The sequence below is a fragment of the Amycolatopsis thermoflava N1165 genome (genome assembly GCF_000473265.1).
In the GTDB taxonomy this organism is placed as follows: Bacteria; Actinomycetota; Actinomycetes; order Mycobacteriales; family Pseudonocardiaceae; genus Amycolatopsis_E; species Amycolatopsis_E thermoflava.
The window spans coordinates 6,970,672-6,988,297 of the sequence record NZ_KI421511.1 but is presented as its reverse complement, the minus strand read 5'-3'; the positions used below and the strand labels follow the sequence as shown (position 1 = coordinate 6,988,297).

Sequence of the window (17,626 nt, the reverse complement as noted above, 5' to 3'; positions counted from 1 at the left end):
TTCCCCAGCCTACGACCAGCCCTGGGTCACCCATCGTCCGGTCGGCGGCAGGCACGCCAGCACCAGCGTGCCGATCGCGGGCACGCACAGCACGCCGACGTAGCCGAGCGGCACGTCACCGTCGAGGAGGCCGAGGAAGTACACCCCGAACGCGCCGAGCACCAGCACCAGCAGGTACACGAAGAGCGCCGCGGCCGCGCCGATGATCGTCGCGACGCGGCCGAACTCCTTGGCCAGCACGAGCCCGACCCCGCCGGTGATGAGGGCCGCGGCGAGCACCAGGTGCGTGGCGAACGTCAGGAGGCTGCGCCCGAGGTCGCCGTCGCCGGCGAGCAGCACCGCGCCACCGGCGACGCCGACCAGGTGGAACAGGCCGCCGAGCAGGGCCAGAACGGCCGCCGTGATGCCGGCGCCGCCGCCGCGGGATGCCGCGGCCGCTTCGGATTGGGACGGAAAGGTCACCACTACCAACTACCAGCCGGGCGGTGCCGCAGGTACCGGAAGGTCCAGGGAAGCACCGCGAGGACGAACACGAGCGGGCCGCCGACCACCGCGCCGACGCGCACGAACGCGTCGTCGGGGGCGAAGCGGAACATGGCGGCGAAGAAGTCCCCGAAGTAGCCGGGGTAGAGCAGGACCGGTTCGCAGATCACCGCGGCGACCGCGAGCAGCCCGCCGACCAGCAGCAACACCGCACCGGCGACCGCGCGGAAGAACGTGGTCAGCGCGCCGGCGAGCAGGACCAGCGCGGCGGCCGAGTAGACGCCGAGGACGCCACGCACCTTGCCGTCCATGCCGGCGAAGCCGTAGTCGACGAAGAACTTCAACGGCAGGTAGCCCAGCAGGCCGGCCAGCACCAGCCCGAGCAGGCCGGCGAGGATCGCGGTGGTCCCGCTGGGGCGCGGCTCGTGGCCGTTTCGACTCGTCACAGCGCCCCCGGGGGATCGGTCCGTTCCGGCGCTCACCCTAGCCGCGTTCCCGGCGCACGGACATCAACTGGGAAAAAGACGATGCCCCCGGCACGCGCCGGGGGCATCGTCGTCAGATCAGCTGGTCACCACTGCTGGGGCGGCTGACCGGGCTGGCCGTACTGGCCGGGCTGCTGCGGCGGCTGGCCGTACTGACCCGGCTGCTGGCCGTACTGGCCCGGCTGGCCGTAGCCGGGCTGCTGCCCGTACTGGCCGGGCTGACCGTAACCGGGCTGCTGCTGCGGCTGACCGTACTGACCGGGCTGGCCGGGCTGCGGGAAGCCACCGCTCTGCGGGTTCGGCCCACCGGGCTGGCCGTACTGTGCCTGGCCGTGCTGGGGCTGGCCGTGGGGCTGCCCGAACTGACCGGGCTGACCCGGCTGCGGGAAGCCACCGCTCTGCGGTCCACCGAAGCCGCCGGGACCGCCGAAGCCACCCGGGCCGCCCTGCTGACCGCCACCCTCGCCGAGACCGACGAACTGCTTGGTCTGCGGGAAGAACCCGAGGGCGCCGATCGCCAGAATGACGATGCCCAGGATCAGGTTCGTGATGATGCGACCAAGGTCGAAGGTGTACTGCGCACCGAAGATCACAGCAAACAGAACCAGGAGGAAGCCGCCGGCAGCCGCGACGATGTGCGCGAACTTCGTCTGCTTCAGGATGATGAGCACGCCGGCTGCAGCGGCGACCACCCCGCCGAGGATCATCATGATGAAGTAGAAGACCGCCGCCCCGGGAACCGAGCTGTCGCCCGCGTACTCCCGGCAGGCATCGGCCAGGCTGCCCTCGTAACCGCTGCAGGGATCCGAACTCTCAGCCCACAGGGTGATCGTCAGGATGGCGGTCAGCAGACCCAGAATGATCAGCACACCAGCCGCGATCCACCCGAAGAGCTGGTTGTTGCCCCCACCGGCGCCACCGCCCTGCTGGGGGTAGCCCGGAGCGCCGAAGCCCTGCGGCTGGCCGAACCCACCCGACGGCGGGCCGTAGCCCTGCGGCGGCTGGCCGTACGGGCCCGGCTGCTGCTGCCCGAAACCGGGCTGCTGCTGGCCGAAGCCCTGCTGTCCGAAGCCCTGCTGGGGATTCACCGCACTGGGGTTGTCCGCGGCGCTCGGCGGCGGCGAGTACGGGATGGCCGGCGGCTGGGAGCCCGGGGGCACCAGCTGCGTGGACTCCGCGCCCGGCTGCTCACCCGGGTTGACCTTCTGCGTGGCGTTCGGGTCCCCACCCGGCTGGACCACCTGGGTCGGCTCCGCGGTCTCGCCGAACGAGCCGCCCTCGGACGGCTGCGACTGGCCGGGCTGCACGACCTGGGTCGGCTCCGACGAGCCGAACGGGTTGTCTTGCTGCTGCTGGGGACCGCTCGGCGGGCCCTGAGGCGGCTGACCGCCACCCCAAGGCTGGTTGGGCGGCTGCGGAGCGCTCATGTGGGTCTTGAACCCCCTCGAGAGGACTGACAGTGCGTATTCACGTTGATCCGGGTGGCCACACGCTATCGGATACCGGTCATAGACGCTCGTAACGCCCCGACGGTTCCGCGCGATGAAGTCTGGTTCACCGTCCGGCGAGGTAGCCCAGCAGGTCGTGCCGGGTGAGCACGCCGGCGGGCTTGCCGTCGACCAGCACGAGCGCGCCGTCCGCGTTGGACAGGGCCTTCATCGCCGCGCCGACGCCCTCGCTGGCGCCGATCGTCGGCAGCGGCGGCGACATGTGCTTGTCCAGCCGGTCGGCGAGCTGGGCCTTCCCGGTGAACAGGGCCTCCAACAGCTCCCGCTCGTTGACGGCGCCGACCACCTCGGCGGCCATCACCGGCGGCTCGGCGCTGACCACCGGCATCTGGCTGACGTCGAACTCGGACAGGATCGCGACGGCCTCGGCGACCGTCTCGTTCGGGTGGGTGTGGACCAGGTCGGGCAGCGATCCGGTCTTGGCGCGCAGCACGTCGCCGACCGTGGCGCCGGAGGAGTCCGGCGGCAGGAAGCCGTAGCCTGCCATCCACTGGTCGTTGAAGACCTTGCCCAGGTAGCCGCGGCCGCCGTCGGGCAGGAGCACCACGATGACGTCGTCCGGGCCGAGCCGCTCCGCGAGCTTGAGCGCGGCCGCGACGGCCATTCCGCACGAGCCGCCGACCAGCAGGCCCTCCTCGAGCGCGAGGCGGCGGGTGACGGCGAAGGACTCGGCGTCGGAGATGGCGATGATCTCGTCGGCGATGCCACGGTCGTAGGTGTCCGGCCAGAAGTCCTCGCCGACGCCTTCGACCAGGTAGGGCCGCCCGGTGCCGCCGGAGTAGACCGAGCCCTCCGGGTCGGCGCCGACGACCTTGACGCGGCCCTGGGAGGCTTCCTTCAGGTAGCGGCCGGTGCCGGAGATCGTGCCGCCGGTGCCCACGCCGGCGACGAAGTGGGTGATCTTCCCGTCGGTCTGCTGCCAGATCTCGGGGCCGGTCGAGTGGTAGTGGCTCTCCGGGTTCTGCTGGTTGGCGTACTGGTTGGGCTTCCAGGCACCCTCGATCTCCTGCACCAGCCGGTCGGAGACGGAGTAGTAGGAGTCCGGGTGCTCGGGCGGGACGGCGGTCGGGCACACCACGACGCGGGCGCCGTAGGCCTTCAGCACGTTGCGCTTGTCCTCGCTCACCTTGTCCGGGCAGACGAAGACGCACTGGTAGCCCTTGCGCTGGGCGACCATCGCCAGGCCGACGCCGGTGTTGCCGGAGGTCGGCTCCACGATGGTGCCGCCGGGCTTGAGCTCGCCGGAGGCTTCGGCGGCTTCGACCATCCGCAGCGCGATGCGGTCCTTCACGCTGCCGCCCGGGTTGAAGTACTCCACCTTCGCCAGCACGAGCGGCGCCAGGCCCTCGGTGAGGGAGTTCAGCTTGACCAGCGGGGTGTTGCCCACGAGGTCAACGATGTGCTCGACGTAGTCCACGCGTGTCAGCCTAGACGGTCGACCAACACCGACGGCACCCATATCTCAAACGGCAACTTCCGAAATCGCGCCTAGTCACCCATTTGGATCTACCGACCGACATTCGACAATAGTAAACCTATTGTCGAAGCGCAAATCTGGGGAGGATTACAGATGATTCGCAAGACCCTAGCGTTCGCAACACTGGCGGCGGCGTCGCTGCTGACAATTGGCACACCTGCCGCCCAGGCCTCAACCACCAGCTACGGTGATGTGGCCAGAATTCAGACGAATTGGGTATGGTATAAAGATTACACCGACTACAACGCTTGTGTCAGTCAAGGGGTCGTCAGCTCCAGCTTCGGCGATGCCGACACTTATGAATGCCTTTGGTATCAAGAGGGCGGAGTCTGGCAGCTGTACCTCGGATACAATTAGCGCGGCCATCTGAGCCAGGAGGCACATCACCCCAGAGCGTTCGCCCTGGTGAATTTTTTCAGCACGAGGGCGAACGCTCGACATGCGGCTGACCTGGGCAGCGGCCAGGATCAATCGACGGGCACAAGCAGTTCCCGGAGTGGTACTGGTCGCGTAGGGGTTTGACCGCGCGCTCCCAAGGTGCAGGATGTAGGTAAGCACGCGCTTAGTCCGACCCGAAGGAGTGTCAAGCCATGCCTGAAGCCGTCATCGTCTCCGCGGCGCGTTCGCCCATCGGCCGCGCCGGGAAGGGCTCGCTGGTGAGCATGCGGCCGGACGACCTGGCCGCGCAGATGGTCCGCGCCGCGCTGGACAAGGTGCCGCAGCTGGACCCGAAGGACATCGACGACCTCATGCTCGGCTGCGGCCTGCCCGGCGGCGAGTCGGGCTTCAACATGGGCCGCGCCGTCGCGGTCCAGCTCGGCTACGACCACCTGCCCGGCTGCACCATCACCCGCTACTGCTCCTCCAGCCTGCAGACCACCCGGATGGCGCTGCACGCGATCAAGGCGGGCGAAGGTGACGTGTTCATCTCCGCCGGGGTGGAGACGGTGTCGCGGTTCGCGAAGGGCAGCTCGGACTCCTGGCCCGACACGCACAACCCGCTGTTCGCCGACGCCGAGGCCCGCACCGCCAAGGTCGCGGCCGAGGGCAGCGACACCTGGGTGGACCCGCGCGAGAATGGGCAGCTGCCCGACGTCTACATCGCGATGGGCCAGACCGCGGAGAACCTCGCCCGCCTGAAGAACGTCTCCCGCGAGGAGATGGACGAGTTCGGCGTGCGGTCGCAGAACCTGGCGGAGAAGGCCATCGCGGACGGGTTCTGGGCCAAGGACATCACGCCGGTGACCCTGCCCGACGGCACGGTCGTGTCGAAGGACGACGGTCCGCGCGCCGGCGTGACGATCGAGGGCGTGTCCGGCCTGAAGCCGGTGTTCCGCCCCGACGGCCGGGTCACCGCGGGCAACTGCTGCCCGCTCAACGACGGCGCCGCCGCGCTGGTGATCATGTCCGACACCAAGGCGAAGCAGCTCGGCATCACGCCGCTGGCGCGGGTCGTGTCGACCGGCGTGTCCGGTCTGTCGCCGGAGATCATGGGCTACGGCCCGGTCGAGGCGTCGCAGCGCGCGCTCGCCCGCGCCGGGATGTCCATCGGCGACATCGACCTGGTCGAGATCAACGAGGCGTTCGCCGCGCAGGTCATCCCGTCCTACAAGGACCTGGGCATCGACATCGAGCGGCTGAACGTCAACGGCGGTGCGATCGCCGTCGGCCACCCGTTCGGCATGACCGGCGCCCGCATCACCTCGACGCTGATCAACTCGCTGCAGCACCACGACAAGCAGTGGGGCCTGGAGACGATGTGCGTCGGCGGCGGCCAGGGCATGGCGATGGTCATCGAGCGGCTGAGCTGACCCCGCACGCGAAAAGGGGCCCGGCTGCGTGCCGGGCCCCTTTTTCGGGTGCGTGGATCAGGCGCTGGCGCCGTTCTTCGCGACCGCGCACATGGTGGTGGCGGGCTCGGAGTAGGTGACCGCGCCGTCGATCTCGAGACCCTCACAGGCGGCCTCGTCGGCCTGGCCGGTGACGACCTTGAGGAACTCGATCTCGGCCGTCGGGTCGGTGCAGGGGACCCGCTTGTAGCCGTCGGTCGAGGACGTCACGTTGGCGAAGCAGTCGCCGTCGTGCGCGTTGATCATCAGGCAGAGCTTGTAGTCGCCGCGGCCGCTGACGCTGTACTCGTCGTAGTCACCGGTCGGGCAGCTGTCGGACGCGTTGTCCAGCTTGACCGCGATCTTGACGTTCGCGTTCTGGTCGCCGCAGTCCTTCTTCGTCGGCTCGTCGCCGTTGGTCTTGAACTCGGTGATCTGCAGGCAGTCGCCGACCGCGGCCGATGCCGGGGACCCGACGAAGTTGATGATCGCGGCGATGCCGACACCGACCACCACGACGATCGGCAGGACGATCCGCAGCCAGGTGAGCTTGCTCTTCTTGGCGGGCTGGCCGGGCGGCGGGCCGAACGGCTGCCCCGGCGGGGGCCCGAACGAGCCGGGCTGACCGGGCTGACCCGGCGGCGGGAAGGCCGGCGGGGCGCCGGCGGGCTGCCCGAACTGGCCCGGCTGACCGGGCTGGCCCGGCTGGCCGAATGCGCCGGGAGCGCCCTGGTTGCCGGCGGGCGGCTGGTTGCCGAAGGGCGCCGGCTGCCCTCCAGGCGCAGCCGGCGGTGGGGGGACGCTCACGCGAACCTCACAAGTGTGAACTGGACAGGAGTCCTCGTATCCAACACTGCGTAGTCAACGAGACGATCACCGGGCCACCGAAAGGGTGAGCACATAACAGAAGGACACCTGGTTGGTAACCGAGTGTCCTTCTGATGTTCGACCGAGGCGCTAGTCGTTCTGCAGGTACGACAGGAGGCGGAGGATCTCCAGGTAGAGCCAGACCAGGGTGGTCATCAGGCCGAACGCGGCGAACCACGCCCACTTGGCCGGCATGCCCTGGCGGATCATCTGGTCCGCCATGTCGAAGTCGAGCAGGAAGTTGAACGCCGCGACGCCGATCACGACCAGGCTGAAGATGATCGCGAGCGCGCCGCCGTCCCGCAGGCCCATGTTCACGCCGAACAGGCCGAGCACGAGGTTGGCGAGCATGAGGATCGCGACACCGGCGGTGGCGCCGATGATCCACTTCGTGAGCTTCGGCGTGACCTTCACGGCGCCGGTCTTGTAGACCACCAGCATCGCGACGAAGACACCCGCCGTGCCCAGGATCGCCTGCAGCGCGATGCCCGGGTAGATGAACTCGAAGAGCCCGGTGATCGCACCGAGGAATACACCCTCGGCGGCCGAGTACAGCAGCGTCATCGGGCCGCTCGGCTTCTGCCGGAAGATCATGATCAGCGACAGCACCAGGCCGACGACCATGCTGCCGAGCATCAGCCCGAGCACCGGGCCGAGCGCCTGCGCGTCGGCCTGGGTGTGGGCCCAGATCGCCGCGATCACACCGGTGACCAGTGCGGTGCCGAGGCTCGCGCCGGTCTTGATGACGACGTCGTCGACCGTCATGGGGCGTTCGGTCGCCGGCGCCTGCTGCGCGCCGTACCCCGACGGCATGCCGTAGCCGGGCATGCCCTGGGGCTGGTTGAAGCCTACGTTCGGCCCGTAGGAGCCGTATCCCGCACTGCCGGTGGGCAGGTTGCGGAACGCTGGGTTGCTTGTGGAACGCACCTGATCCTCCTGGATCTACTGGCACCTGCATCAGGTTCAACGTCGGCAGCGCCCTGCCGGTTCCCGTCAAGTAAAGGCGACTTTACTCGCGTCCACTGATCGTTCCGGGGACCCCGTGCACTATGACTGTGGTCACGACTGCCACGGCGGCGGACAATGCAGCCGGGCTACGACGGCGGAGGGCAGGCACATGACCGGGTATCTCGTGACCGGGGCGACCGGGCTGATCGGACGCCAGTTCACCCCGCTGCTGGTGGCGCGGGCGGAGGTCGACCAGGTGTTCCTGCTGGTCCGGGAGAAGTCTCGGGAGCGGCTGGCGGACCTGGTCAACGGGTGGCCGCACCCGGAGAAGGTGACGCTGGTCGACGGCGACATCGGCCGCGAAGACCTCGGCATCGCCGAGGACGTGCGCGCCCAGCTGCGGGGCCGGGTCGACGGTCTGGTCCACCTGGCCGCGCTGTACGACCTGACCGCCGACGACGCGACGAGCGTCAAGGCCAACGTCGACGGCACGCGCCACGTGCTCGACCTGGCCGCGGACATCGGCGCCGGTTGTCTGCACCACGTGTCGTCGGTGGCGGTGGCAGGAGACCACGAGGGCGTGTTCACCGAGGACATGTTCGACACCGGCCAGCGCCTGCCGACGCCGTACCACCGGACGAAGTTCGAGGCCGAGCGGCTGGTGCGGCAGCAGTCCGAGGTGCCGTGGCGGGTGTACCGGCCCGCCGTCGTGGTCGGACACTCGCAGACCGGCGAGATGGACAAGATCGACGGCCCGTACTACCTCTTCCCCGCGATCAGCAGGCTCGCCGCGTTGCCGAACGTGCCGCTCGCCGGCCCGGACCTCGGCGACACGAACATCGTCCCGGTCGACTACGTCGCCAGGGCGCTGCTGGAGCTGGTGGTCAAGCCGGGTCTGGACGGGCGCGCGTTCCATCTGGTCAGCCCGGAACCGCAGTCGGTGATCCGCGTCTACAACGCCTTCGCCCGCGCGGCCGGGGCGCCGACGATCAACGTCGAGCTGGACCGGCGGCTGTCCCGCGGCCTGCTGAAGCTGGCCCGGCTGACCGAGCACGTGCCGGGTGTCACGATCACCCGCGACGCGTTCCTGGAGCGCCTCGGCATCCCGGCCGTCCTGCTGGACACGCTGTCGTTCCCGTCGGTCTTCGCCTCCGCCGCGACGCGCAAGGAGCTCGCGGCCAGCGGTGTCGACGTGCCCCGGATCGAGGACTACGCGCCCGCGCTGTGGCGGTACTGGCGCGAGCACCTCGACCCGTTCCGCGCCCGCAAGCACGGGCCGCGGGGCGAGCTGGACGGCCGCCGGGTGATCATCACCGGCGCGTCGTCGGGCATCGGGCGGGCGACCGCGCTGAAGGTGGCGGCCGAGGGCGGGGTGCCGCTGCTGGTCGCGCGGCGGGAGCCGGAGCTGGCGGAGGTGCGCGACGAGATCGTCGCCGCGGGCGGCTACGCCTCGATCTACCCGGCCGACCTGACCGACGAGGAGGCCGTGCGCAAGATCGTCGACCAGATGCTGGCCGAGCACGGTCGCATCGACATGCTGGTCAACAACGCCGGCCGGTCGATCCGCCGCTCGATCAAGCTGTCCTACGACCGCTTCCACGACTACGAGCGCGCCATGGCGATCAACTACTTCGGCGCGGTCCGGCTGATCCTCGCGGTGCTGCCGCACATGGCCGAGCGGAAGTTCGGGCACGTGGTCAACGTGTCGTCGATCGGCGTGCAGGGCATCGCGCCGCGGTTCTCCGCGTACGTCGCGTCGAAGGCGGCGCTGGACTACTTCAGCAAGATCGCCGCGACCGAGACCCACGGTGACGGCATCACGTTCACGACCATCCACATGCCACTGGTCCGCACGCCGATGATCCGGCCGACGAAGATCTACGACGCGTTCCCGACGAAGTCGCCGGACCAGGCCGCGGACATGGTGGTACGCGCGCTGAAGAACCGGCCCAAGCACATCGGCACCCCGGAGGGGTATCTGATCCAGGCGGCGTACACGCTGCTGCCGGGGCTCGTCGACGCCATCGCGTACGAGGGTTACCGCGTCTTCCCCGACTCGACGGCCGCGGGCGGCAGTGGTGAGCTGCGGATCGGGAAGGGCGAGCGGCACCTGTCCCGCGCGGCGAACGCCCTCGTCAAACTGACCAGGGGTTTCCACTGGTGAGTGACACACCGGGCGTGGGCCTGACCGTGTTAACGCGCTGTGCGCGGGTACGGTTTTCGCATGGTCTCTGAGCGCGACAGCCTGCTCCCGTTGCGGCGTGAGTACAACCAGGTGTGGCACGGCTTCGACCGCGGCCAGGTGCTGCAGTACCTGGACCACGTCGAGGCGAACCTGCGCCGGGTGATGGCTGATCGCGACAACGCGATGGCCAAGGTGTCCAACCTGTCGCGCGAACTGGAGGGCGCGCGCGGGGAGATCGCGCGGCTGCGGAACCGGGTAGAGGAGCTGAAGCGGCCGCCGGAGCGGGTCGAGGACCTGGACGAGCGCATGCAGCGCACCGTGGAGCTGGCGGAGATGCGCGCCGAGGAGATCACGTCGCGCGCGCAGGTCGCGGCGGAGGAGCACTGGAGCGCGACGACCGAGCTGTCCGGGAAGCTGCGTGAGCGGTACCAGAAGCTGCTGGCGGAGCTGGACACGCACGGGCAGGCGCTGCAGGCCGAGCACAAGCGGGCGCTGGAGGCGACGAAGGCGGAGGTCGAGCGCCTGACGTCGGAGGCGACGCGGCGGCGGACGCAGCTGGACATCGAGGCCGAGCGCAAGCGGCGCACCGTGCAGCACGACTTCGAGCAGTCGATGGCGTCGCAGCGGGCCGCGCTGGAGAAGCACATCGCCGACCAGCAGACGGCGAGCAAGCAGCAGGCCGAGCGGCGCATCGCGGAGGCGACCGCCGAGGCGAAGCGCCTGGTCGACGAGGCCAGCGCGAGGGCGCGCGCGATGGTCGAGGACGCCACCGCGAGGGCCGAGAAGCGCGAACGCGAGGCACGGCAGCTGGTGGAGCGCCTGACACGGATCAGCACGGAGGTCGCCGCGCGGCTCCGCAAGACCGACGAGGTGCTGGCCCGCAGCCAGTCGGCGCTGGAGCCGCTGCGGGAGGAGTCCGTGGTGGACATGAGCCGCCCCGTGGACGACGCGGCCGACGGCATGAAGACGGTGCCCGCGGTGAAGCCGCCGACGGTGAACTCCGCGGCAGTGAAGACGGCGGTGGTGAAGCCGGTCGGTGGGCCGGGTGCCGGTGGGCCGAGTGCCGGTGGGCCGGGTGCCGGTGGCGCGACCGCCGGTGGGTCCAGTGCCGGTGGGCCGGGTGCCGGTGGCGCAACCGCCGGTGGGTCCAGTGCCGGTGGGCCGGGTGCCGGTAGCGCGACCGCCGGTGGGTCCAGTGCCGGTGGGCCGAGTGCTGGTGGCGCAGCTGCCGGTGGGTCCAGTGCCGGTGGCGCGACCGCCGGTGGCGCAGCCACGGGCGCGTCGAAGCCGGGTGCCAGTGGCCCCGGTGCCGGGGGCGCGACTGGTGCGGCGAAGCCGGCCGCCCAGGCGCAGCCGGGGGCAGCTGCGCAGTCGGGGGCCGCGGCGAAGCCGGCGCCGGCTGCAGGCGGTGCGCAGGGCGACCGGTCGCCGAGCGCGCCTCCGAGCGCGAGTCGCCAAGGCGGTTCGGGCACCGACAGCCAGGGGGGCCCGGCCAGTGAAGCTCCGGCAGGTGGCAAGCCCAACCAGCCGAAGGCACCGGCCCCGAAGCCCGGTGGCGGTGCCCGCCCCGTGACGGGCAAGCCGCCCGCGGCGCTCGCGGGGCCGGCCGCCATGGCGGAGGGGCAGCAGCCGCCCAAACCGCTCGCCAAGCGGCCCCAGTCCACCAAGAAGTAGGCGGCGGAGGGCCCCGCGACCGGGCAGTCCACCAAGAAGTAGACCGCCGGAGGACCCCGCGACCGGACAGTCCACCAAGAAGTAGACCGCCGGAAGGCCCCGCGACCGGACAGTCCACCAAGAAGTAGACCGCCGGAGCGCCCCGCGACCGGGCAGTCCACCAAGAAGTAGACCGCCGGAGCGCCCCGCGACCGGACAGTCCACCAAGAAGTAGACCGCCGGAGCGCCCCGCGACCGGGCAGTCCACCGAAGGCGGTGACCCCACCGACCGCCGATCCCTTCATCGGCTGGTGCCCACCAAGCCAGTTGGTCGAACGGTGCCGCCGGAGGCGGCGTCCGCGGCAACCCCGGCCAGCCCCACCGCCCTGAGGGTGGAGCCTGGCCGGGACCCGGCTAGGGCAAGCGGGGCCAGGGGTTCAGCGCCTCCAGCTGCGCGGCCAGCGCCAGCAGCCGTGACTCGCCGCCGGGGCGGGTCACCAACTGCACCCCGATCGGCAGGCCGTTCGGGGTGCGGCCGGCCGGCACGGAGATCGCCGGGTAGCCGGACAGGTTCCACAAGCCCGTGAAACCCGCCAGTGCCACCGAAGGCAGCGCGTTCGCCAGGCACGACCTCGCGTGCCACGCCGCCGCCTTCGGGGGCATCGTCGCGAGCGTTGGGGTGATCAGCACGTCCTGGCCGGTGAAGAACTCCGCCGCCCGTGCCGTCCAGCGGCGGGCAGTACCAGGCGTCACCAGCCTCCGCACGGCACGCCCGATCCGCACGTGCCGCTGCGTCCGCGGCTGCAGCGCGTCGAAGTCCACCTCGGACGCCTGCTCGGCCGGGCCGGCGAACCACCGTTCCAGGATCCCGGCCACCGGCTCCACCCCGTACCGCGGCCGCGCGCGAGACACGCGATGCCCGGAGGCCGCCAGCAGGTCCGCCACCCGCTCGACCGCCGCCGTCAACGGGCGCGGCACCGGCGCGCGCGTCAGCGGCACCTCCGTCGACACCGCGATCCGCAACCGCCCCGGCTCGCGCACCTCGGCGAACTCCGGCCGGCCCGCCAGCACCGACAACAGCAACGCCGCGTCCGCCACCGTCGTCGCCAGGCTGCCGTGCGCGGACATCCCGAACCAGCCCTCCTCGGCCAGCACGTCCGCCCCCGGCTTGATCCCCACCAGCCCGCACATCGCCGCGGGCAACCGGATCGAGCCGAGCCCGTCGGTGCCGTGCGCGACCGGCACCAGCCCAGCCGCCACCGCCGCCGCACTGCCGCCCGACGAACCGCCCGCCGTGTACTCCGGCGCCCACGGGTTGCGCGTCACGGCTTCCGGCGAGTCGGTCATCGGCCAGATGCACAGCTCCGGCACGCGCGTGATCCCGACGACCACCGCGCCGGCCTCCCGCAGCCGCCGCACCACGAAATGGTCCGAACCAGCCGGCCGGGCCGTGGCGGTCCCGTTCGTCACGGTCTCGCCCGCGATCCCGGCGACGTCCTTCACCGCCACCGGCACCCCGGCCAGCGGCAGCTCCCCCAGGTCCGCACGCGAGCGCAGCGCCGCGGCCTCCGCCACGGCCTCGTCCGCCCGCACCCGGCGGAACGCCCCCACCACCCGGTCCGCGGCCTCGACGCCCGCGATCACCCGTTCGGTCTCCCGCACCGGGTCCACCGTCCCGGCCCGCACCGCTTCGGCCAGCGCCTTCGCCGTCACCATGGGAAAACCCTATAGAACAATTGGCGGCGCAATTTGCCGGTGGCGTGAGCACCCGATCACGCAGCGAGCCGGGCGATGTCGGATTCGTCACGGTTATCGGCGCACGAAACGTGATCAGTGCGTGCACCCACCGTGAGACGACCTGATCAGCGCCATTCTCCGAAAAGGACCCGCGACCGCCGACGCGGCCGGGGCCCCTTGCGCCACAGTTAGAATCTCGTTCGGAACCCCGGTACCTCATCGATAAAGGTGTGACAGATCACAGAAGGAACGAGCGCGACACCGCCCGCTACGACCATCCGGAGTAGCCGGCAAGACCATCCAGCGGAATAGAACCCGCGGAACGCTTCGGCATTCCCCGGACTCGCCAAGGATCTGCGCGGCCCATCAGTCGGGACGTAACGAGATCATATAGCGGGACGACAATATCCGCGCGGCTGACAAAGCCCCTGACCACTCAGCGGAGAGGCGGCGAGCGCGGACGGAACGTGAAGTTGACTCATACTTGTCCGGGCTGGTTCACTCTCCCGGTCGCAGAACCCGCCGCGGTTCCTGTGCGCAGCGTCAACTCGGGTCCGGGGGCCGAGGCCATCACATCGAGTTGCGGGAAGGCTCTTCAGAGCGTTGAAAAAGGTATTCGGAACACGTAGGCGGCGTGCTTCGATCCGGTCGAGGGTGCTCGCGATCGCGATCGTGCCCAGCGTCGCCCTGCTGCTCGCCGGCGTGGCGCTCGCGGGCTACCTGGTCGTGCAGGCGGTGAACGCCCGCGAATTCGCGACGAAGGTCCACGATTCGGCCGAGCCCGGCGCCCTCTTCTTCGGCGCGGTGCGCGCCGAGCGCGTGCTGACCCTGCGCACGCTGGCGAGCAACGGCGCGCCCGGCGCGGATCTGATCCAGGCCCGCGTCAAGACGGACACCACGGCCGCGCGGATGGCCACCGTGCTGCAGGACATGGTCGACGACGCGCCGGAATCGGTTCGCCAGAGCATCGCCAAGACCAGCGCGAACTTCGCGCAGCTGCCGGAGCTGCGGCAGCGCGTGGACAGCAGGCAAGCGTCGCCGCTGGAGGCCTACGCCTTCTACAACCGCATCATCGACGAGTTCGCCACCGGTCTGAACGGCGTCGCCGAGGGCGCGCCGGACGCGCAGACCGCGTTCCTCCGCGTCACCGCGATGCCGCTGTTCACCGCGGCCGACGCGATGTCCCGCGGTGACGCGCTGGCGGCCGCCGGCATCGCCGGGCGCGGTCTGTCCGAGGAGGAGTTCCGCACCTACATCAGCCAGGTCGGCGCCTACCACGCCGAGCTGGAGGTCGCCGCACCGCAGATGATCCCGTCGGTGCGCGCCAAGTACGAGGCGCTGCTCGCGAGCCCGGCGTGGGACACGCTGAGCATCGTTGAAAACGCTTTCCTACGCGGCAACCAGGACTCGCTCCCGGTGCCCGAGGCGCAGTGGCGCGATGCCGCGACCCAGGTCGGGAACGCGCTGATGGGCCTCTACATCGAGCAGAGCTCCAACGCCACGGACGTCGGCCTGGAAAGCGGTGACCGGACGCTGGTCACCTCGATCATCGCGGGCGCCGCGGCGCTGATCGTGTCCTTCGCGGTGTTCTTCTTCGCCTGGCGCCTGTCCAACCGCCTGATCCAGCGCCTCGGCCGGCTCCGCGAGGAGACCCTGGAGGCCGCCGAGACGCAGCTGCCGCAGCTGGTCGAGCGGGTCCGCACCGGCGAGGCCGTCGACCTCGACACCGAGGTCGCGCTGCTGGACCACGGCGAGGACGAGATCGGCCAGGTCGCCGACGCGTTCAACAAGGCGCAGCAGACCGCCATCGCCGCCGCCGTCGACGAGGCCAAGACCCGTGAGGGCACCAAGAAGGTCTTCCTCAACATCGCGCACCGCAGCCAGGTGCTGGTGCACCGGCAGCTCAAGGCGCTCGACGAAGCCGAGCGCAAGCAGGAGGACCCGGACCAGCTGGACATGCTGTTCCGCCTGGACCACCTGTCCACCCGCGCCCGCCGCAACGCGGAGAACCTGATCATCCTCGGCGGCGAGCGGCCGGGACGGCAGTGGCGCAACCCGGTCGCGCTGGCCGACCTGATCCGCGGCGCCACCGGCGAGACCGAGGACTACGCGCGCGTCACCGTCGGCAAGCTGCCGAACGTCGCGGTCGCCGGCCCGGTCGTCGCCGACCTCGTGCACCTGCTCGCCGAGCTGCTCGACAACGCCACCTCGTTCTCGCCGCCGAACTCGCGCGTCGAGGTGTTCGGCGACGTCGTCGGCAAGGGCGTGGTCATCGAGATCGAGGACCAGGGTCTCGGCATCGAGCCGGAGCAGGCCGAGGAACTGAACGCGATGTTGCGTGAACCGCCGGACTTCAGCGTCATGGCGCTGTCCGCGGAGCCACGCCTCGGTCTGTTCGTGGTCGCGCGGCTGGCGTCCCGGCACGGGATTTCGGTGACCCTGCGCGATTCCGCCTACGGCGGCACGCGCGCGATCGTGCTCGTGCGGTCCGAGCTGCTGGCTCCGGTGCCGCAGCCGGAGGACGGACAGCAGCCCGAGGAGGCGCTGGTCCCGGCGCAGAGCGTGCCGTCGCACCGCTGGCCGGAAGAGGCCGACACCCCGCCCGAGCCGCCCAGCACCAACGGGCACCGCGAGGAGCCGCCGGCGCGGGTGGACCTGTTCCGCGCCAACGTCCCGGCCGCTCCGCCGGAACCGCCGCCCGCCCCGCAGCAGCAGCACCACGCGCCACCGCAGCGGCCGCAGGTGCCGTTGCGGGCGCCGCTGGACTCGCGGCCGCCGCTGGACACCCGCATGCCGATCGACACGCGGCCGCCGCAGGCCCGGCCCCCGCAGCACGCAGGGCCGATTTCGCCGGACCGCCCGCCGCTGCCGCGGCGGCGACGGCAGCAGAACCTGGCCCCGCAGTTGAGGAAGGACGAGGAGACCACCACTTTCAGCGCCGCCACCGACCACAGCACCGTGCCCTCGGACAGCCCGGAGCAGGCCCGCAGCCGGCTCTCGGCGTTCCAGCAGGGCACCCGCCGCGCTCGTGAACAGGATCCGAGCACCACCGACATTCTGGGAGAGCACACGTGACGAACGCGGGAATCAACGAGCTGGACTGGCTCCTCGACGACCTCCTGCAGCAGGTCGTCGGAGCGGACCGGGCGGTTGTGCTGTCGGCCGACGGTCTGCTGATCGGCCGGTCGACCAATCTGTCCGAAGAGGACGGCGAGCACCTGTCGGCGGTGGCGTCGGCGTTCCAGAGCCTCGCCAAGGGCACCGGGCGCCACTTCGGCGGCGGCGCGGTGCGCCAGACCGTCGTGGAGATGGACCACGCGTTCCTGTTCGTCACCACGGCCGGGCACGGCGCGTGCCTCGCGCTGCTGACCGCGGCCGACGTCGACATGGGCCTCGTCGCCTACGCGATGAACATGATGGTCAAGCGGGTCGGCGCGGCGCTGAGCGCGGCGCCACGAGTTGAGCAGCAAAGCACGCCATGATGATCAGGCGGGACGACGACACCTGGTTCGATGACGCCGCGGGCCCGATCGCCCGGCCGTACACGATCACCGGCGGCCGCACCCACGCCGGCGACATCGACCTACAGCTGCTGTCACTCGTGGTCGCCCTGCCCGGACTGGCCGAAGCGGCCACCATGGCACCGGAGTACGCCCGGATCGTGCGCCTGTGCCAGCGGCCGCTGTCGGTCGCCGAGGTCGCGGCGCACCTGGACCTGCCGGTGCCGATCGTGAAGGTGCTGCTGGCCGACCTCATCGAGCGCGGCCACGTCATCTACCGGACGTCCCAGCCCATCTCCGACACCCCGGAACAACACGTACTTCAGGCGGTTCTCGATGGCATTCGCAGGCTCTGAGCCCCGGCGGAACGTCTCCGCCACCGTGGTGAAGCTGCTGATCGCAGGCGGCTTCGGGGTCGGGAAGACCACCATGGTCGGCTCGGTGAGCGAGATCTCCCCGTTGCGGACGGAGGAATCGATCACCCAGGCCTCGGCCGGGGTCGACGACCTCACCGGCGTGGAGAGCAAGACCACCACGACCGTGGCGCTGGACTTCGGCCGCATCACGATCAACCCCGAGCTGATCCTGTACCTGTTCGGCACGCCGGGGCAGGACCGGTTCTGGTTCATGTGGGACGAGCTCGCGCAGGGCGCGCTGGGCGCGGTGGTGCTCGCCGACACACGCAGGTTGGAAAGTTGCTTCCCGGCCGTGGACTTCTTCGAGCGGCGCGGGCTGCCGTTCGTGGTCGGCGTCAACTGCTTCGACAACGCCTACCGCTACGGCACCGAAGAGGTGCGCGCCGCGCTCGAACTGGACGACACGGTGCCGATCCTGCTGTGCGACGCGCGGGACCGGGAGTCGACCAAGCAGGTGCTGGTGATCCTGATGCAGCACGTGATGGCGAACGCGGCGCTGGCGCGACGCTAGCGACCCGGCTGGTCCATCCGGTGTGGA

At 70.6% G+C, this 17,626-nt stretch carries 15 protein-coding genes; 8 read left to right on the top strand and 7 right to left on the bottom strand.

Going from position 1 to position 17,626, the window contains the following annotated elements; genetic code table 11:
• Positions 1-9 precede the first annotated feature (9 nt).
• The 4 genes from AMYTH_RS0134700 to AMYTH_RS0134685 form a co-directional block, all read right to left on the bottom strand.
• A complete protein-coding gene (locus tag AMYTH_RS0134700; protein WP_228685079.1) occupies positions 10-462 on the bottom strand; it encodes a hypothetical protein in 453 nt (150 codons plus the stop codon).
• 2 nt (positions 463-464) lie between these two features.
• The gene (locus AMYTH_RS0134695; RefSeq protein ID WP_027934079.1) at positions 465-929 is read right to left on the bottom strand and encodes a hypothetical protein; all 465 of its coding nucleotides are present in this window, start codon (positions 927-929) and stop codon (positions 465-467) included.
• A gap of 125 nt (positions 930-1,054) precedes the next feature.
• Complete coding sequence (locus AMYTH_RS0134690) at positions 1,055-2,395, bottom strand: hypothetical protein (RefSeq protein ID WP_228685077.1); 1,341 nt, start codon at positions 2,393-2,395, stop codon at positions 1,055-1,057.
• Between the two features lie 127 nt (positions 2,396-2,522).
• Positions 2,523-3,893, bottom strand: a complete 1,371-nt coding sequence (locus AMYTH_RS0134685; protein WP_027934077.1) for a cystathionine beta-synthase — start codon at positions 3,891-3,893, stop codon at positions 2,523-2,525.
• Between the two features lie 153 nt (positions 3,894-4,046).
• Between AMYTH_RS0134685 and AMYTH_RS49255 the strand changes: the two genes are divergently transcribed.
• Entirely contained in the window at positions 4,047-4,310 is a 264-nt protein-coding gene (locus tag AMYTH_RS49255; RefSeq protein ID WP_157360711.1) for a hypothetical protein, read from the top strand.
• Between the two features lie 233 nt (positions 4,311-4,543).
• A complete protein-coding gene (locus AMYTH_RS0134680) occupies positions 4,544-5,764 on the top strand; it encodes an acetyl-CoA C-acetyltransferase (RefSeq protein WP_017984820.1) in 1,221 nt (406 codons plus the stop codon).
• A 57-nt stretch (positions 5,765-5,821) separates the two neighbouring features.
• Here AMYTH_RS0134680 and AMYTH_RS0134675 read toward each other — a convergent pair whose 3' ends face one another.
• Positions 5,822-6,589, bottom strand: coding sequence for an LppU/SCO3897 family protein (locus AMYTH_RS0134675; protein ID WP_027934076.1), 768 nt, complete (start codon positions 6,587-6,589; stop codon positions 5,822-5,824).
• Positions 6,590-6,739: 150 nt separating this feature from the next.
• Entirely contained in the window at positions 6,740-7,576 is an 837-nt protein-coding gene (locus tag AMYTH_RS0134670; RefSeq protein ID WP_027934075.1) for a Bax inhibitor-1/YccA family protein, read from the bottom strand.
• A gap of 190 nt (positions 7,577-7,766) precedes the next feature.
• Between AMYTH_RS0134670 and AMYTH_RS0134665 the strand changes: the two genes are divergently transcribed.
• Entirely contained in the window at positions 7,767-9,761 is a 1,995-nt protein-coding gene (locus AMYTH_RS0134665) for an SDR family oxidoreductase (protein WP_027934074.1), read from the top strand.
• A gap of 60 nt (positions 9,762-9,821) precedes the next feature.
• Positions 9,822-11,456, top strand: coding sequence for a coiled-coil domain-containing protein (locus AMYTH_RS50615; protein WP_027934073.1), 1,635 nt, complete (start codon positions 9,822-9,824; stop codon positions 11,454-11,456).
• 393 nt (positions 11,457-11,849) lie between these two features.
• Here the strand turns inward: AMYTH_RS50615 and AMYTH_RS0134655 are convergent, their stop codons facing one another.
• Positions 11,850-13,151: an amidase family protein gene (locus AMYTH_RS0134655; protein WP_027934072.1), complete on the bottom strand. Its 1,302-nt coding sequence runs from the start codon at positions 13,149-13,151 to the stop codon at positions 11,850-11,852.
• 675 nt (positions 13,152-13,826) lie between these two features.
• Here AMYTH_RS0134655 and AMYTH_RS0134650 point away from each other — a divergent pair.
• Genes AMYTH_RS0134650 through AMYTH_RS0134635 form a run of 4 tightly spaced genes read left to right on the top strand, consistent with a single transcriptional unit; the run spans position 13,827 to position 17,599 of the window.
• Positions 13,827-16,247, top strand: coding sequence for a sensor histidine kinase (locus tag AMYTH_RS0134650; protein WP_051362908.1), 2,421 nt, complete (start codon positions 13,827-13,829; stop codon positions 16,245-16,247).
• Positions 16,244-16,654, top strand: a complete 411-nt coding sequence (locus AMYTH_RS0134645) for a roadblock/LC7 domain-containing protein (protein WP_020421504.1) — start codon at positions 16,244-16,246, stop codon at positions 16,652-16,654. Before AMYTH_RS0134650 ends, AMYTH_RS0134645 begins: the two co-directional genes overlap by 4 nt.
• The gene (locus AMYTH_RS0134640) at positions 16,654-17,028 is read left to right on the top strand and encodes a DUF742 domain-containing protein (RefSeq protein ID WP_017984828.1); all 375 of its coding nucleotides are present in this window, start codon (positions 16,654-16,656) and stop codon (positions 17,026-17,028) included. Before AMYTH_RS0134645 ends, AMYTH_RS0134640 begins: the two co-directional genes overlap by 1 nt.
• Positions 17,009-17,599 carry a GTP-binding protein gene (locus AMYTH_RS0134635; protein WP_026153485.1) on the top strand — a complete coding sequence of 197 codons (591 nt, stop codon included), beginning with the start codon at positions 17,009-17,011 and terminating at the stop codon, positions 17,597-17,599. The genes AMYTH_RS0134640 and AMYTH_RS0134635 overlap by 20 nt, the downstream gene beginning before the upstream one ends.
• Positions 17,600-17,626: the final 27 nt, after the last annotated feature.

Bases quoted from the DNA above. Each gene is read 5' to 3' on its own strand.
- AMYTH_RS0134665 (WP_027934074.1), top strand. From the start codon at position 7,767: ATGACCGGGTATCTCGTGACCGGGGCGACCGGGCTGATCGGACGCCAG.
- AMYTH_RS50615 (WP_027934073.1), top strand. From the start codon at position 9,822: ATGGTCTCTGAGCGCGACAGCCTGCTCCCGTTGCGGCGTGAGTACAAC.
- AMYTH_RS0134635 (WP_026153485.1), top strand. From the start codon at position 17,009: ATGGCATTCGCAGGCTCTGAGCCCCGGCGGAACGTCTCCGCCACCGTG.
- AMYTH_RS0134640 (WP_017984828.1), top strand. From the start codon at position 16,654: ATGATCAGGCGGGACGACGACACCTGGTTCGATGACGCCGCGGGCCCG.
- AMYTH_RS0134690 (WP_228685077.1), bottom strand. From the start codon at position 2,395: ATGAGCGCTCCGCAGCCGCCCAACCAGCCTTGGGGTGGCGGTCAGCCG.
- AMYTH_RS0134680 (WP_017984820.1), top strand. From the start codon at position 4,544: ATGCCTGAAGCCGTCATCGTCTCCGCGGCGCGTTCGCCCATCGGCCGC.
- AMYTH_RS49255 (WP_157360711.1), top strand. From the start codon at position 4,047: ATGATTCGCAAGACCCTAGCGTTCGCAACACTGGCGGCGGCGTCGCTG.
- AMYTH_RS0134655 (WP_027934072.1), bottom strand. From the start codon at position 13,151: ATGGTGACGGCGAAGGCGCTGGCCGAAGCGGTGCGGGCCGGGACGGTG.